Source organism: Microbacterium deminutum, from assembly GCF_039530205.1.
GTDB lineage: Bacteria > Actinomycetota > Actinomycetes > Actinomycetales > Microbacteriaceae > Microbacterium > Microbacterium deminutum.
The window spans coordinates 1-14368 of sequence record NZ_BAAAOG010000017.1; the positions used below are offsets into that span (position 1 = coordinate 1).

Annotated in this window: 16 protein-coding genes and 1 pseudogene; 4 read left to right on the forward strand and 13 right to left on the reverse strand. The window is 64.1% G+C overall.

Annotation, left to right across the window (positions count from 1 at the left end; all coding sequences use genetic code 11):
• The 9 genes from ABD212_RS18795 to ABD212_RS18835 form a co-directional block, all read right to left on the reverse strand.
• Window positions 1–514: methylenetetrahydrofolate reductase (locus ABD212_RS18795; RefSeq protein ID WP_486341489.1), on the reverse strand; the 514-nt coding region annotated here is incomplete at its 3' end.
• A 20-nt stretch (window positions 515–534) separates the two neighbouring features.
• A complete protein-coding gene (locus ABD212_RS18800) occupies window positions 535–1686 on the reverse strand; it encodes an alcohol dehydrogenase catalytic domain-containing protein (RefSeq protein WP_344097708.1) in 1152 nt (383 codons plus the stop codon).
• The gene (locus ABD212_RS18805) at window positions 1683–2267 is read right to left on the reverse strand and encodes a cupin domain-containing protein (protein ID WP_344097710.1); all 585 of its coding nucleotides are present in this window, start codon (window positions 2265–2267) and stop codon (window positions 1683–1685) included. Before ABD212_RS18805 ends, ABD212_RS18800 begins: the two co-directional genes overlap by 4 nt.
• Window positions 2254–2934, reverse strand: a complete 681-nt coding sequence (locus ABD212_RS18810) for a 4-carboxy-4-hydroxy-2-oxoadipate aldolase/oxaloacetate decarboxylase (RefSeq protein WP_344097713.1) — start codon at window positions 2932–2934, stop codon at window positions 2254–2256. The genes ABD212_RS18805 and ABD212_RS18810 overlap by 14 nt, the downstream gene beginning before the upstream one ends.
• A gap of 9 nt (window positions 2935–2943) precedes the next feature.
• A complete protein-coding gene (locus tag ABD212_RS18815; protein WP_344097715.1) occupies window positions 2944–3852 on the reverse strand; it encodes an ABC transporter substrate-binding protein in 909 nt (302 codons plus the stop codon).
• Between the two features lie 32 nt (window positions 3853–3884).
• Window positions 3885–4913 (reverse strand): amidohydrolase family protein, encoded by a 1029-nt coding sequence (locus ABD212_RS18820; protein ID WP_344097717.1) that lies wholly within the window; start codon window positions 4911–4913, stop codon window positions 3885–3887.
• A 291-nt stretch (window positions 4914–5204) separates the two neighbouring features.
• A complete protein-coding gene (locus ABD212_RS18825) occupies window positions 5205–5807 on the reverse strand; it encodes a TetR/AcrR family transcriptional regulator (RefSeq protein WP_344097722.1) in 603 nt (200 codons plus the stop codon).
• A 57-nt stretch (window positions 5808–5864) separates the two neighbouring features.
• Window positions 5865–7478 carry an FAD-binding oxidoreductase gene (locus ABD212_RS18830; RefSeq protein WP_344097724.1) on the reverse strand — a complete coding sequence of 538 codons (1614 nt, stop codon included), beginning with the start codon at window positions 7476–7478 and terminating at the stop codon, window positions 5865–5867.
• Between the two features lie 477 nt (window positions 7479–7955).
• Window positions 7956–8183: a hypothetical protein gene (locus ABD212_RS18835; protein WP_344097726.1), complete on the reverse strand. Its 228-nt coding sequence runs from the start codon at window positions 8181–8183 to the stop codon at window positions 7956–7958.
• A 9-nt stretch (window positions 8184–8192) separates the two neighbouring features.
• Between ABD212_RS18835 and ABD212_RS18840 the strand changes: the two genes are divergently transcribed.
• Window positions 8193–8618, forward strand: a complete 426-nt coding sequence (locus ABD212_RS18840) for a GNAT family N-acetyltransferase (RefSeq protein WP_344097728.1) — start codon at window positions 8193–8195, stop codon at window positions 8616–8618.
• A 963-nt stretch (window positions 8619–9581) separates the two neighbouring features.
• Complete coding sequence (locus tag ABD212_RS19065) at window positions 9582–9701, forward strand: DUF4113 domain-containing protein (RefSeq protein ID WP_425561301.1); 120 nt, start codon at window positions 9582–9584, stop codon at window positions 9699–9701.
• Between the two features lie 27 nt (window positions 9702–9728).
• Here the strand turns inward: ABD212_RS19065 and ABD212_RS18845 are convergent, their stop codons facing one another.
• Together ABD212_RS18845 and ABD212_RS18850 are read right to left on the reverse strand one after the other, a co-directional pair.
• Window positions 9729–10958, reverse strand: coding sequence for a hypothetical protein (locus ABD212_RS18845; RefSeq protein WP_344097730.1), 1230 nt, complete (start codon window positions 10956–10958; stop codon window positions 9729–9731).
• 144 nt (window positions 10959–11102) lie between these two features.
• On the reverse strand, window positions 11103–11447 hold the full coding sequence (locus tag ABD212_RS18850) for a hypothetical protein (protein WP_344097733.1): 345 nt from the start codon (window positions 11445–11447) through the stop codon (window positions 11103–11105).
• A gap of 241 nt (window positions 11448–11688) precedes the next feature.
• On the opposite strand from ABD212_RS18850, the gene ABD212_RS18855 reads away from it, so the two are divergent.
• Window positions 11689–11823, forward strand: coding sequence for a DUF2283 domain-containing protein (locus ABD212_RS18855; protein ID WP_344097735.1), 135 nt, complete (start codon window positions 11689–11691; stop codon window positions 11821–11823).
• Between the two features lie 210 nt (window positions 11824–12033).
• Window positions 12034–12834, forward strand: coding sequence for a lysophospholipid acyltransferase family protein (locus ABD212_RS18860; RefSeq protein WP_344097738.1), 801 nt, complete (start codon window positions 12034–12036; stop codon window positions 12832–12834).
• A gap of 197 nt (window positions 12835–13031) precedes the next feature.
• On the opposite strand, the pseudogene ABD212_RS19070 reads toward ABD212_RS18860, so the two are convergent.
• Window positions 13032–13723: pseudogene (locus ABD212_RS19070) on the reverse strand (DUF2461 domain-containing protein).
• A 78-nt stretch (window positions 13724–13801) separates the two neighbouring features.
• Window positions 13802–14083: a DUF6881 domain-containing protein gene (locus tag ABD212_RS18875; protein WP_344097745.1), complete on the reverse strand. Its 282-nt coding sequence runs from the start codon at window positions 14081–14083 to the stop codon at window positions 13802–13804.
• Between the last annotated feature and the right edge of the window lie 285 nt (window positions 14084–14368).

Below are 14368 nucleotides of genomic sequence, written 5' to 3' on the forward strand. Positions count from 1 at the left end.
CCAGCCGCTGCTCCTTCAGCGCCGCGGACTTGTCCGCCAGGTGCCGCCACAGCACGTCGGCCCTGATGTCGGGATGCCCCTCGGGGTACCCGGCGATCGACACCTCGCGCACGCCGTACCGCGGCAGCAGCCCCGTCCGGATCAGAGACAGCGCGTCGGCGTACGGCCCCTCCGGCTCGGACGGGTCGCCGCCCACCGCGAACACACGCTCCGTCGCGCCGACCTCCTGCAGCCGGCCGAGGAACTCCTCGAGCTGGTCCTGCGAGGCCAGCCGCCGCGCCGAGATGTGCGGCACCGGCACGAAGCCGAAGTCTCTGACAGCCTTCGCGGCCGCGACCCGCATCTCGAGATCCTCATTGCCGAGGAACGTCACGTTGACCCTGGTGCCGGCCGGGATCGCATGCCGAGCCGCCTCGAGGCCGGGCACATCCTTGCCCGTCATCTCCAGCGAATACCCCCCCAGCAGCCGCAATGCGGCCATCGGATTCCGTGTGGGTTCGTTGTGCGCATTCATGTGTTTCGTTTCCCTGACTCTCATATGTCGACCAGATAGCTCGTGAAGCCGCCATCGCCGCTGGTGACGCCGTTGATCGCCTCGTTGATCTGATCGAACGGCCAAGCTTTCGGCTGAAGCACCGAGACATCCAAAGCGCCGTGGCGGATCATGTCGACGAGCTCGATCCCCTCTGCGGTGGTGAACCACGCGGAGCCCGTGAAGTCGATGGCGTTGTCCATTCCCCACTTGACGTCGAAGCCGAGTTCGCCCGCCGTCCCGCCGATGTTCACCAGCCGACCACCTCGCCCCAGTCCGTGCATCGCATCCTTGAACGCGTCGAGTGATGCGACGGCGCCGAGGGTGTCGATCATGAAGTCCGCGCCTACATCATCGGTGCGGGATTTGACCCATTCGGCGACGCTGCCGTCGAGGTTGGAGAAGGTCTCGATCCGACCTGGCGCCAGTTCGCGCAGGCGATCGAGCAGTGGAAGCCCGCGAGCGACGGCGAAGATGCGGGACACCCCCAGCGCGAGCGATGTCAGTGTCACGCCGACTCCGAGAGTCCCGGTTGCGCCGTCGATGATCAGCGTCTTGCCCGCCAGCGACCCCAGCTTCTTCACCGCGGCATAAGCGGTTCCGAGGTAGCCGAGCCGGGTTGCCTGGCGGAAGTCGAGGTTGTCAGGAAGCCTGACGAGGGCCGCTTGTGGCGCCTTCATGTACTCGCAGAAGCCGCCGTGCGGATACTTCTCGTACATCTTCAGACTGTTCTGGTTGAAGCCGAAGTACCCCGCGAAGGTCCAGTAGTCGCACAGCTGAGGCTGGCCGGAGGTGCAGGGGTGACACGCGCCGCACGACCGGGTGGGATTGACGTAGACCCGATCGCCGGGCGAGATTGCCACCACTTGCTCGCCGACCTCGTGCACAATTCCCACGGGATCCAAGCCGAAGATCGCAGGCCGGGGGGGCAACGGCTCGTGCGGATACCAGGTCTCCCAGTTCGCCAGCACATTGCCGAGGTTCGGCACCATCCCGCATGCCTTCACCTGCACGATCACGTCGGTTCCTGTAGCGCGAGGGCGATCCACCTCCTCGATGACCATCGGCGCGCCGACTTCGTGCAAGCGCGCCGCGCGCATCGATGAAGTGGCTGATCGGGACTGAGCCGGAGTGGTTGAGACTGAGGTCGTCATGATGGATCCTTCGTCGGAGACTGGATGTCGACAGCGGATACGTGAATCAGCACGAAGCACATCGTTGCTGGCCGGTCACCCTTGTTCCGCCACGCGTGCCGGGCCGCTCCTTGTATCACGATGTCGCCCGCACGCAGATGCTTCGTCTCGTCGTCGAGCTCGAGCCAGATCTCTCCGTCGAGCACGATGTCGTAGTCGATGCTGTCCGTCTGGTGCTTTCCCGGTGCGTTCTTGTCGAACCGTTCCGCGAAGTCGGGCGCGAAGTCGTACTGCTCTTTGTCGGCTGCGGCGAAGTCGAGTCCGGGTGTCCCGAAGACGGAGTCGGGCGGGAAAGTCACGACCACGAGCGAAGTCCCGCCCTCGTCCGGGAGGAGTGGCGAGCGCGGTGGGGCGGTCTCATTTTCGATTGCGGGAAGGACCGCCGGCGCAGCCGTCCGATAGACGACGGAATTCACCATGCCTGGGATGTGCTCGTAAACGTGCGCATTGGGAGTCGCCGAATCATCGAGAAAGACCGCCTTGCCCTTACGGACGCCGGTGATGACGCGACGGGGGATGTGCGGGAGATCAAGCGGAGACATAGTGGAGTCCCTTCCTTTCAAGATCGCTTCTCAGGTGGGGCGAGACATCCAGGCTCAGCCGTCCACTTGCGTACAACCTGCGCTTGTGCTCTTCGGCGTCGGCGCGAGCCTGGGCTGCTTCCAGAACAGTGGATGCGCTCGCTCGACCGACCACGCAGACACCGTCATCGTCGGCGACGATGACGTCGCCGGGGTGGATGAGCTGACCCGCGCACACCAGGGGCGCCTGCACGTCGGCGACAGTTTCCTTCACGGTGCCGTGCGCGCTGATGGTCTTGCTCCACACCGGGAAGTTCATGGCCCGGAGAATGCGGATGTCCCGCACTCCTGCATCGATGATGAGCCCTTGGATGCCGCGAGCCGTTGCGGAGGTGGCCAGCAGATCGCCGAAGTACCCGTCGTCGCAGGGTGAGGTGGGACTGACGACGAGGATGTCGCCGGGTTGCGCCTGCTCGAGCGCAACGTGGATCATCCAGTTGTCACCGGGCGGCACCTCGCATGTGAGTGCAGTTCCCGAGACCGCGGCACCCGGGTTGCGGGGGGTCAACCGGTGGTGCAGCAGTCCCGAGCGCCCCTGTGCTTCGTGCACTGTGGCCACGCCGAGCTCTGCGAAGGCCGCCGCAAGCGACCGTTCCGTCCGCACGACATTCGTGTTCACCCTAGCCATGGCGCGGCCCTACGCGTCCTGCGTGAACCAAGGTTCGACGGCGTCCCGCGCAGCGACGCGGTGCTCGGGCTGCATCAGGCCGGCCTGAACCATGATGTCGATCGTGGTGTCCAGTGCTCGCGAGGAAACGCGGAGGCCCGCGGGCCACATGCCGAGGTCGCGGGTGTATTGCAGCCCCCGGGCGGCGAGGTCGGGTGAGTCCGGAGTAGTGATCCGCTGATAGATCGGCAGCGTGACCGTGTCGTTGACCGGGTCGTTCACAAAGGAGTGCGCTTGAGCGAGGGCCCTCACGAGCCTCCGCACGATGTCTCTGTTATCGGCGAGCCAGGGTCCGCTGCCGATGACCGCGGCGAAGATGATCTGGGGGATCACATCCGCGATCTCACCGAGCAGGCCGAATCCTTCGCGCGCAGCGAGGAAGTTCCACGGAGCCGGCTGGGGCGCCGCATCGATCTCACCGCGCTTCAACGCTTCCCAGCGTGTGGTGTGCACGCCAGCGAGAACGAACTCGTAGTCCCCCGGGTATGTGAGTCCTGCCGAGGCGAGCAGCGGCCTGGTGTACAGCGAGGTGCCCTCGGTCAGCGATGATGTTCCGATGCGTCCGCCTTTGAGGTCGGAGAGTTCGCTGAGCCCGGGCCGGACCACGAGCGACATCGGGAGTCGTTCGGAGTTCGACGCCACGATGCGGAGGGGTCCTCCGGAGAGGAAGCTGGCGATCGCACCCTCGGGCGGCGTGATCGCGAGGTCGGCCTCGCCGTTGAGCACCGCCGTGGTCGCCTTGTCCACTGATCCGAGCCTCAGGTACTCGACGTTCAGACCGGCGCGATCGAACAGCCCCTGCTCTTCGGCGGCGAACACTGGTAGCCAGTTGAATCCCTGCGCCCCACCGGCAAGACGGAGGGTCTTGGACTCTGCCATAGGAGATCTCTCTTCAGTCGGTCGGGAAACGGTCATCGGCCTTGACCGGAGAGCAACGCGTCCAGCCGCGGGTACACGGCCCTGGCGTTGAGCTCGAACACGGCGGCGCGATCCTCGTCTGTGAGCGCGTGCGCATCGACATATCGCTTGGTGTCGTCGAAGGCATGCCCTGACCCCGGGTCGTCCGCGTTGACTGCTCCGAGCAGTTCAGAGCCGAACAGGACGTTTGACGGTCCGACCACTTCGAGCAGCAGGTCGACGCCTGGCTGGTGGTAGACGCAGGTGTCGAAGTACACGTTGTGGAGCAGGTGCTCGCTCAGAGGCGGCTTCCCGAGAGCAATGGCCAGCCCCTCGAAGCGACCCCAGTGGAATGGGACGGCACCGCCGCCATGGGGGATGATCAGCCGCAGTGCGGGATGCCGAGAGAAGAGGTCCCCTTGCAGCAGCTGCATGAACACGATCGTGTCGGCTGAAAGATAGTACGCACCGGTGGTATGCACCGCAGGGAGCGTTGACCCCGACACATGGATCATTGCTGGTACGTCCAGCCGCTCGAGTGTGCTCCACAGGGGTTCCCACCACGCGTCTGTCAGCGGTGGCGAAGACCAGTGCCCGCCCGATGGGTCGGGGTTCACATTGCATGCGACGAAACCGACATCGACGCACCGCTCGAGTTCAGCGATGGCGGACCCGAGGTCGCCGTCCACCGTCTGCGGCAGCTGACACACGCCCACGAAGTTCTCGGGGAAAAGGCGGCAGATGCCGGCGACGGCGTCGTTGGAAAGCTCGGCCCAGGTGTCGGCCGTCTGCTGTCCTGGAACGTGGTGCCCCATACCCGACGCGCGCGGGGAAAGCAGCGTCACCTCGGTTCCCCGAGCCTGCTGCAATGCGAGTTGATTGTCGGCGATGATGACGGCCAGCTCGGCATCCGGGATGCCGCTGTACGGCGCTGGTTCCTCAGCCCGACCGAGCGCGAACTCCACGAGCGCGGTGCGGTGATCGTGGAATGACTGGGGCTCAGTGGTGAAGTGTCCGTGACAGTCGATCACGAGGCCCGTCATCGTGCGCTCCTGGTGTCGAACCGGTCAGCCGGGAGACGATCGCGACTCGCGTTGTCGATCGACACATCTCCTCCATTGCAGACACGCCTGTTGCTGTCACGGAGGGCAGCGTCGGGCACATTTCCCATCGGCATCGCGCCGTGGCAATATCTTTCGGATACCTGAATGACTTCAGATACCATACAGTATCTCTAGATTGATGGCACGTCAAGGGTCCGTGTTCGGAGGGGGCGCAACGCTAACAGCGGGATCGCGGCCCGATCGCCCCGTGTCCGACCCGCTGGCGCGGATCTATGCCATGCGGCTGGGGTGGTACGCGTCGACGAACGCCACGAGGATCTGGCGCACCATCTGCGCCGTGCTGCTGGTGGCCAAGAAGACGGTGATCCCGCCGTATGTGAGATTGAGAAGGATGCCGCCGAGATCGACCGGATCGATCTCGGGCGCTCCGTCCGGGAAGAGCTTCGTCAGTAGGAGTGTCCCGATGTCATGCCACTGAGTGATGAAGGGCTGTCGCTGATGTTCGCCGAGCGTGCCGTCGCGATTGGCGCGCCGAAGAGACTCGATCGCGAGCAGCCCCCATTTCATCTCAGAAGCGCGGGATTCGCTCCAAGCGGCCACCGCTTCGATGATCGCGTCCGGTTCGGACAGACCCTCCAGCGCCTCGCTGAGGTCGATCACGTCGCGCCCGGCATGACGTTCGAGCAGATGATTGAGGACATCCTCTTTCGAGGAGAAGTTAGAGTAGAAAGCGCCCTTCGAGTAGCCGGCAGCCTCGGCGATCCTCTCGACGGAAGCGCCGTCGTAGCCGTCACGAGCGACCACATCACCCGCAGCCTGCAGGATACGCTCTCGCGTCAGCGCCTGACTTTGCTCACGAGTCAGCCGGGCCATGTCACTCCTCTGCCACTGACCTCAATGTGTCAATCGCGCTCCGCCGATGATCTCAGGTTAGCCGCTGGCCTCTCGTGGGCGCACCGACCCGCCATCCGGCTGCGGCTGCTCGTGGCGATAGCGAAGTGGCCAGATCCCATGCCTGCCGGGGGACAGGATCCCATTGGGGTCGACCGCGTCTTTGAGCTTCTCGACGAACCGCCGATAGGCATGGTCGTTGAACGAGTGCTGCGCGGCCGCCAGATCCATGAACTCGAGGTGTGGACGTCCATCCACGTACCCGAGCTGGCCAAGCGCCTCGATCATCCGCTTTCCCAACTTGAAAGCGGCGCGCACCGACTGCTCGTCCGTCCGGTCGTATCGAATGCCTGCGATCGGCACCGCGGAGCGCTCTCCGGTCACCATGATGCCCAGCCCGAAGTTGAGACCGGCGCTCGCGTACTGCCGGCGCAGCTCCTCAACCACCGTCCGGATGTCCGCCCCCCGCAACGGTACAACCGGAGAGATGTCGAGGTGAGCGATGTGCGGGGGAGTGGTCTCCAGCGCCCTAAGCGTCGGGATGCCGATGCCGATCTGACCAGCCGAGAAGCTCAATTCCGGGTACTCGTCCGGCGCGTAGACGCGCAAGGGGTCGACATGACCGCTCGGAATCCTGTGCCACGCCTCCACAATCCGTCTCAGACGGAGCTCGACCAGTTCGGAATCTCCCCAGACGTACGCCCGTACTGCCCATGCGCCGAGCTTTCGCTCTCCGGCGATCTCGCGCAGTTCATCTGCCGTGAAAGGTTCGGGCCGCGCGGGCACAGGATCGTCACGGAGCATCTGAGCCGCGCGCAAGGTCGAGTAGACAGCGGGAATGCCCTCCAGGTGACCCGCGAGGCGGAGTTCGCGAATGGTGTCGATGGCCGCCTCGAGGTCGGAGTCGTCATCGATGATCAGAGTCAACGGCGCATACGCATCCGGAAGGCGTTTCAACCAGACCCCCATTCGCGTCACGATCCCGAGATTCGACTGAATAAAGAGCGGGTCCAGGGATGGGCCGAGGCTGCGCTTGTAGAGATGCCACGTCTTGCTGTCGGGAATCGCCCCCTGCCCAGTCCGCAGGAGCTCGCCATCGGGCAGCACGACCTCGAGTCCGGTGGGCATCATGTAGTCCGCCCCATAGTGCTGATACGTATGCCCACTGTCCATTGCGTTGCCGACGATGGATCCCCAGCCGAGGTCGGGAACGGGTGTCAGCAATCGATACCCTGCGTTGTGCACCGCCTCATGGAGGTCTTGCCACGTGACTCCCGGCTCGACCACGGCGTACGCGAGTTCCTCGTCGATCTCCAGGATGGTGTTCATCCGCTGGAGTCCAAGCTGGATCGACCCGCGTACACGCGGCGAGGGACCCCCGTGACCCAGATTGCGTCCTTGGCTCAGCGGCCAGATGGGAACCCCGTACCGATTCACGAGCCGAACGACATCCTGGACCTGTTCCGTCGTAGCGGGCTGCACGATCGCCGACGCGGCATACGAGTCATCACCGGGGATCCAGTAAGCGTCGCGGTATTCCTCGAGTCCAGCACGATCGACGACGACCGCGTCCTCGCCGACAATGGCGACCAGGTCACGGACTAATTCCGCGGGGAGTGCCGTCGGCGCAATACTGCTCTCAGTCGAAGGCATCATTGGCTTTTCCCTCCATCTAGTCGGACCCTGCCGTCAGCGATCAGCGCCATCATCGCGCTATCTCGCCGCTCGGCATGCCAACTCGTCGCAGGTCCGCGCAGTCAAACGCGCCGATCGACGCAGGCGTCCGGCATACGACCTCAAATACTCAACGGACTTTGCATACTAATCAGTATCTCATCGACGCGTCCTGTGTCAATACAGGAGAGCCGGTCAGCTCGGCGCGCAGAACACGGTGTCCCACCTCTGCAACGGCCGTTGCTCTTCTCGGTCCGGTCGCTTGCTCGCCCTGGGAGCGCAGAGCATCTCGCGAGCGCGATTCGCCGGAGAAACCTGATCCTCGGAGCGAGCCTGCCAACGTGCTGCGTCGCATGAATGAGGTTGTTAGGCGGTTCGCGAACGCAATCTCGGTTCGGTCTCAAGCCCCTTGTCGGCGGCCGGCCGGGGGATGGTGTTGAAGAGGAATGCTCCGCTTCAGCCGGAATGCGCGACGAACTTTTCCACGCCCGCCGCGGACAGCACCTGCTGGATCACGAGAATCGCCGCCCCGAGGACTCCTGAGCGATCGCCACCGCGCGACTGGACGATGAAGAGGTTCCTGGTGGCCAATGGGATGGAGCGCCGATAGACCACCTCTCGGACGCCGGCCAAGAGGTGCTCGCCGGCCTGGGCGATACTTCCGCTCAGGTCGAAAAGGCCCACGGACTCCGGATGGCGACCGCACAGCCCGTGGCGGGGCTCGGGTTCTGGGTCGGCTTCGTCGACGACGAGTTCGTCGGCTGGTGGCTGTTGCAGCCCGCCGGCTGGGGAGAGGAAACCCTCCTCCCGGGTCAGGCGGAGCTGGGTTACCGGTTGCTGCGACGGCACTGGGGGAAGGGGCTGGCCACTGACGGTGCACGGGAGATCGTGCGCCACGCTTTCCAGGACCTCAACATGCAACGCGTATTCGCCCTCACCATGACAGTGAACAAGCGATCCCGGGCAACCATGTCCTCAGCCGGCCTTCAGTACATCCGAACCTTCTACGAAGACGACGACGACCGCGACGGCAGCGAACTCGGCGCCGTCGAATACGCGGTCACTAAAGACCAATGGGAAACAGCATCGGCCAACGACGCCGCGACGCCCTCAGCGTGACCTACGCCGCCCCCTGAAGCGATCAAGATTCGGGCACAGTTGCCGCTGGATTATGGGCCGGTTTTGGGCCGGTTGGGCCATTCCGACGAACTAACACCAACTGCGACCGACGAGCACTGTACCCGCGAAATCATGAGGCCAACCAGCACCAACTGGCGCCATCCAGCGCACCGGTTTCAACTCATAATCGTGAGGTCGCGGGTTCAAGCCCCGCTCCTGCTACAGATAAACTCCAGGTAAAATCGGGTTTTTTTGTTGCCCGGTTAGCGATTGCTAACCGACACGCCGCATTTGGGCTGGTCTTGGGCCGGTTTCTGGCCAATCAACTGCGACCAACTGCGAGCAACTGGGACTTGCCTAGGACGATCGAACGCGGTGTGACTGCACGATTATGGATTTCACAATCGTGAGGTCACGGGCGTCGGCCCGTGGCGAGACGCTCGAGTGGCAGTTCATCACTGGCCACCACCCGCGGTGTGGATGGAGTGCTCACGCAGGTCTTCAATCGCGTGCTGGGGTGCGTTCGGTTAGCGGAGCCCTTGCGTGAATCATTGCGGGCGGGCTATTCGCTCACCGCTCGGCGAGGGCGCCCCTCAGCACGATTAGGGCGAACCCGATCGTGAACTTGTTGTCACTTCGGAGATCATTGACTGGCACGGCCCGCAAAGTTGTCGCGACCGGATGCCGACCGATGATTGCATCACGGTCGACGTCAATCCGCGCGCGTAGGAGGACCCGTTCTGGTCGTTCGTGATCCAGCAACTACTCGTCCTAGCCGGGATCATCGCATCGGTGTGGATCGGAGTGATCTTTCCGGTCGGATCCCGTCGCCGCGTCGAAGTCCTCAAGCTCGCTGGAGAGGCCCTGAAGGTCGTCGAGGACGAGATCAGAGCGCCTTGAGCAGCCCGTTGACCGCCTTACCGAGGGTATTGCCAAGCGCACTTCGGACCCCTGCCCGACGAGATCACCGTCCGTCGGGGTGAGAGAGCTGTCGGCATCGGCATGCCCGGTTTGAGGGGCGGGCCCATGTGGAAGATGCGTCGTGAGTTGCTGTCGCCGCGCTGCACGACGCACTGCTCGTGATCTCCCAGGTGGTGTGAGGGTCGGCGGTTAGTGCGTCTTGAGGTATTCGGAGATCTTGTCGGCCGTTTCCTTCGAGACCTTCGTACCGTGGTCCCGTTCCCACTCATCCCGGTACTGATCCCCTCCGTACCTCTCGGAGATGTCGGCCTTGAGCTCATCGCCGGTGGTTTCCGGGCGAAGAATAGGGTCCTTGTTGTAGATCTGCTCGACGCACCCCCTGAGCCAAGGGGCCCTCTCATCAATTTCTGCGAGAACATTGGCTTGGAACTCGAACGCCTCAATCTCCGCAGCCCACCGGAAGTTCGCGTATTGAGCACTCGTCATGACCGCCGCTGCTTCCGCCGGGGAGAATCCGCGGTTGAGGATCTGGGAGACATGCGCGAGCTCATGCGCGAAGACTTGCGCCGCGTCGAACCGATTGGACAGCTTGCTCCAAGCCAGCGCGACCCGGATACCCGAGCTCTCTCGACTTGTGTAACCATTGCTGTTGGGGCCCGCTGGCCACGCCCCGGTTAGGTATGTCGGATTGTACTTGCCTTTAAGGTCGTTGATGGCTCGCTGCAGCCTTGGTGATGAGTTCACAACACTGTTCACCGAAGAACTCAGAGCGGCGGCCATCGATTTGCGATTGTTGACCGTGGGCAGCGGCGACGAGCACGGCGATGCCTGCAGCACGTACTCGAACCCGTGGAAGTCACCGCCGATGGTGTCCCACTGCAAGTCGTTCGTACGAACGTATCGTCGGAGACCATCGACAGGCTGTGACTCCGGAATGTAGTTCGACGTTCCTGCGATGTAAGACTCACCCGGAGGTACGAGGACATCAAAAAAGAGCGAGGGCATGTCGGTCTCTCCATCCCACGAATACGGCGCGAGGCCGGCACACGGGTCACTTTCGGTCCCGGTCATCTTCGGGTTCTGCGAATACAACCCTGCGGGTGTGGCGACCATGGTCAGGGCGCGCGGACGTGAGCCGTCGGACGTGAGGACACCGAGGCCCGACGTGATGACCCATTTCCCGCCCTTGACGTGCTCTGTCCGCTGCCGGCAACTGGACCGGTCCGGTGGATATCTGTAGAGAACATCGCTGTCGAACGTCGCAGTCACATCCGCGGTCACCTTCGTCGGGTTCTTCACGCCTGCCATGGGTTGAACCGCGAACACCCAGTCCGCACGTTGTGTGCCCTCACTTGTGACGCCACTCCCCAACGCAGGCCCTGAATCCTCGGGCTTCGCGTCCAGGGTGTACTTGATCATTCCGACCCAGAGTTGCACCTGAGGGGCCGGAACGATCACGGGATCCGGTTTCGGCTTGGCTCCGGTGCACGCCACAAGGAGCAAAGCGACAGCGAGAACGCAAGTCGATCTCAACGTTTCACGGCGCCTCATCGCGCACACAATTTACGCCTCCCCGAACTCGTGGATCACCCGGATGTTGCCGTCGACAGCGGTGGCGTGGCTGCCGTTGTTGTGGATCGCAACGAGCACGCCCGTTCCGAACACCGGCACAGAAATCGCGATCGTGTTGAACCGGCCGAAGTCACCTTGTCGGGCTGTGGCGTAGCCGTTGTTCGGTGTCGGTCCGAAGTGCACGCGCCAATGCACGTCAGCCAGCGGTGAGGTGATCGAGAACAGCAGCTCGACGGTGCGAGCGTCTGAGACGTCGAAGACGGCGCTGCTGACGTCCGCGCCCGGCGCCAGCGGCGTCTGGACCGGAATAAGGATGTCGTCCGTCGTGGCGGTCATGGTGATCTCGTGTTGTCCGCGTGGAACTCTGCCGCGAAGGAGGAGCACGCTGCGCGCGCCGTGATACCCGGCGGCGCGACGGCTACTGAGCGCTGCCCACCAGGGACCGCTCCGCGTGCGCACTTGCGCAATTCGGTACGTTGAATCGCATGACCGAGCGCAGACTCACCATCGATCATTCCGTCGACGCCGCCTACGTTCCGGTCGCCCCGCGATCGGCGCGGGCCAATCAGTCGAGAACGTGGTCATCGAGCGGCCCCAGGGCACGATCGTCCTGGACTTCGATGACGAAGGCCTACTGCTCGGTGTCGAGATCCTCGGCGCATCGGGGCTTCTCACTCCCCGGACGATCGCGAACGCCGAAGTGCTCGCGTAGCGACCCTCACCGCTTTGGTCGATGCCGGCATCGTGAAATCGAAAGCGGAACATCAACTCGGCCCGTTCGGGCACAGTGACGAAGTGCTCGCTTCGCTCGTCGGGTTTCGCACAGCGCGCCGGAGGATGCGAAGCGCCCGACCCATCAGGACGATTGACGGGAGCGCAAGCGACTCTGTTCGTTCGTGGGCGGACGCGAAATACTCGGGGGATGCTTGAAGTGACCAGTCCGAAGCGACGCTCTGAGCCGATCTACTCCTTGGCGATCGGTGTCGGGCGACTCTTCTTCGGCGGGATCCTCCACCTGCGGCCCACAATCTCGGGCGTGGAATCGATCCCCGCATCGGGTCCGGCCGTGTTGGCGATCACACACTTCGGCTACATGGATTTCGCCTTAGTCGAGTGGGTCACCTGGTTGCGAACCCGACGCCGGATCCGGTTTCTGGTGACCAGACGGGCCGCCGACAAACCCGTGGTCGGCTGGCTTCTGCGGCAGATGCGGCACATCCCAGTGGAGATGGGGGCCGGTGGCGACGCCTACACCCACGCGGTTCGGGCGCTGCAGGAAGGGGAACTCGTCGGAGTTTTCCCTGAAGCGGGCGTGAGCGCCTCGTTCACCGTGCGCGAGCTGAAGACGGGCGCGGCGCGCATGGCTGCTGCTGCGGGCGTACCCCTGATCCCCGTCGTGGTCTGGGGTGGGCAGTTCCTGCGAACCAAGAATCATCGCGCCCGGCTCCGCGAGGCCTTCAAAGCCCCGATCCACGTCGCGATAGGCATCCCGATGGAAGTGAGTACGTCCGAGAAACCCGCAGCAAAGACAGCTGTGCTCCGTTCGGAGCTGCAGGCACTCCTGGACGAAGCACAGGCAAACTACCCCAGATCCGGGGAGGGTCAGTGGTGGCAGCCAGCCCATCTCGGCGGCTCGGCACCCAGTCCCGCCGAGGCAGCAGTTGCGGAGGCGGAGCGCCAGCGGCGAAAGTCGGCCGAACGCGGGAGGACAACGAGCGCATGAAGCCAGACGCACCCCGGGTAACCGAAGGGACAAGCCGCCGCGCGAGCATTCAGCGAGTCCCCCCTCCCTTCCGACGGTGCGCGGACGGATCCCTCGGCTCATCGCGGGCGGCATGCGCCTGTCATCCCTGACGGCGTGGACACCCGACCGCTGAGTCGCGGTCAGCCCGCCACGAGGGCGCGAGCGAGAAGAGGCTGTCACATCCGGTCGCTGCGTCCCCGCTTCGACGGCTGGTTCGCGTCGAGCAGGTCGGCGCCGACCGTCTCGGTCAGCCAGTCGCACCAGGTCGAGACAGTGCGCCAGTCGTCAGCGATGACGTCGTACGCGTCTGGCGTCCACATCCAGCTGGCCGGAGGCTCTCGCCTGCCTACCGCGAGTCGTTTGAGCTGCAGCAGCTGGAGGCGCGGGTGGTCGGCGCGGTAGCCGCGAGGCGCCGTCTTGAGGGCGTCGTCGCGGAGGAGCTCAAAGCCTTTGCTGCGCAGCTCCGCAAGCAGCGCGTCCAGGTCCTCGGCGCTGCGCGGATCGTCGACGGCTTCGCGGAAGCGGGCCAGCGCCGCGGACGGCACGTCGTACACCCCGCCTCCCAACATCAGACCCTCTCGCTTAGCTGCAGATAGTGCGCCACGGTGGCCTGCGAGACCATTCCGATGTGCAGCTTGTAGGGCGTCTTGTCGGCGCTGAAGCGGACGTCGCGATACGGGCGGAAGATCTTCACCGCGCCGAACTCGGGCTCGAGTTCCGCACCGAGCGCCTCGAACGGTCCGCGAACGGCCGTGTCATAGCGAACTTTGTTGGTCGTCCACCATGTCTTCGTATTGTCGGCGCGGAGCTCAGCGTAGAACGAGACGGCGTCGCGATCGAGTCCCTCGAATCCCCCCACGACACCCATGCTGGCAGGTCGACCATCGAGCCGCACGCTGAGGGACCCTATCCGAACGCGAGTCACCCGCGATCGTCGCCACAGCTCTCAGGCATCAGCGCGAGTCTTCCGCCAAACGAACTCGAAGTCGGGCTCGTCGATGATGTCAACCGCGAACTGCGGATCATCGGCGATTTCCTCTGGCGAGGGCACTGGAGCCGATCCCAGTCTCGTGCTCCCTGATTCGTGGCCGCCGTCAGCCCACACCAAATGCCCATCCGCGAACTCGTCGACCTTCCGTATCTCCCATCCATCGACGACGTGCGACCACAGCACGACGGGGTCGTCCGGGTCTTCGGAAAGCCACCGCACACGCAGAAAATAGCTCATGTTCACAGCCCGATCCTCTCGCGTCTCAACCCGCAACCTTTGACCCCCCGGGCGGGCTACGCCAGCGGCCAACACGCAACTGCAGACCGAGACCCTCTTGGGGCGACAACTCTGCGCGGGGATGACCTGAGAACAGCGCCCCCTCAGGGACCCGTCATCGGTCGCGGATGCGACGGACGCGGCGTCGATTGCCGCATGTCGTCGTTCCCACGTTGCGGATGATGAGCATCGACAGGAAGATGTAGTGCGGATGAACTGCGTCTGAGGTTGAGTGGACATCCTTCC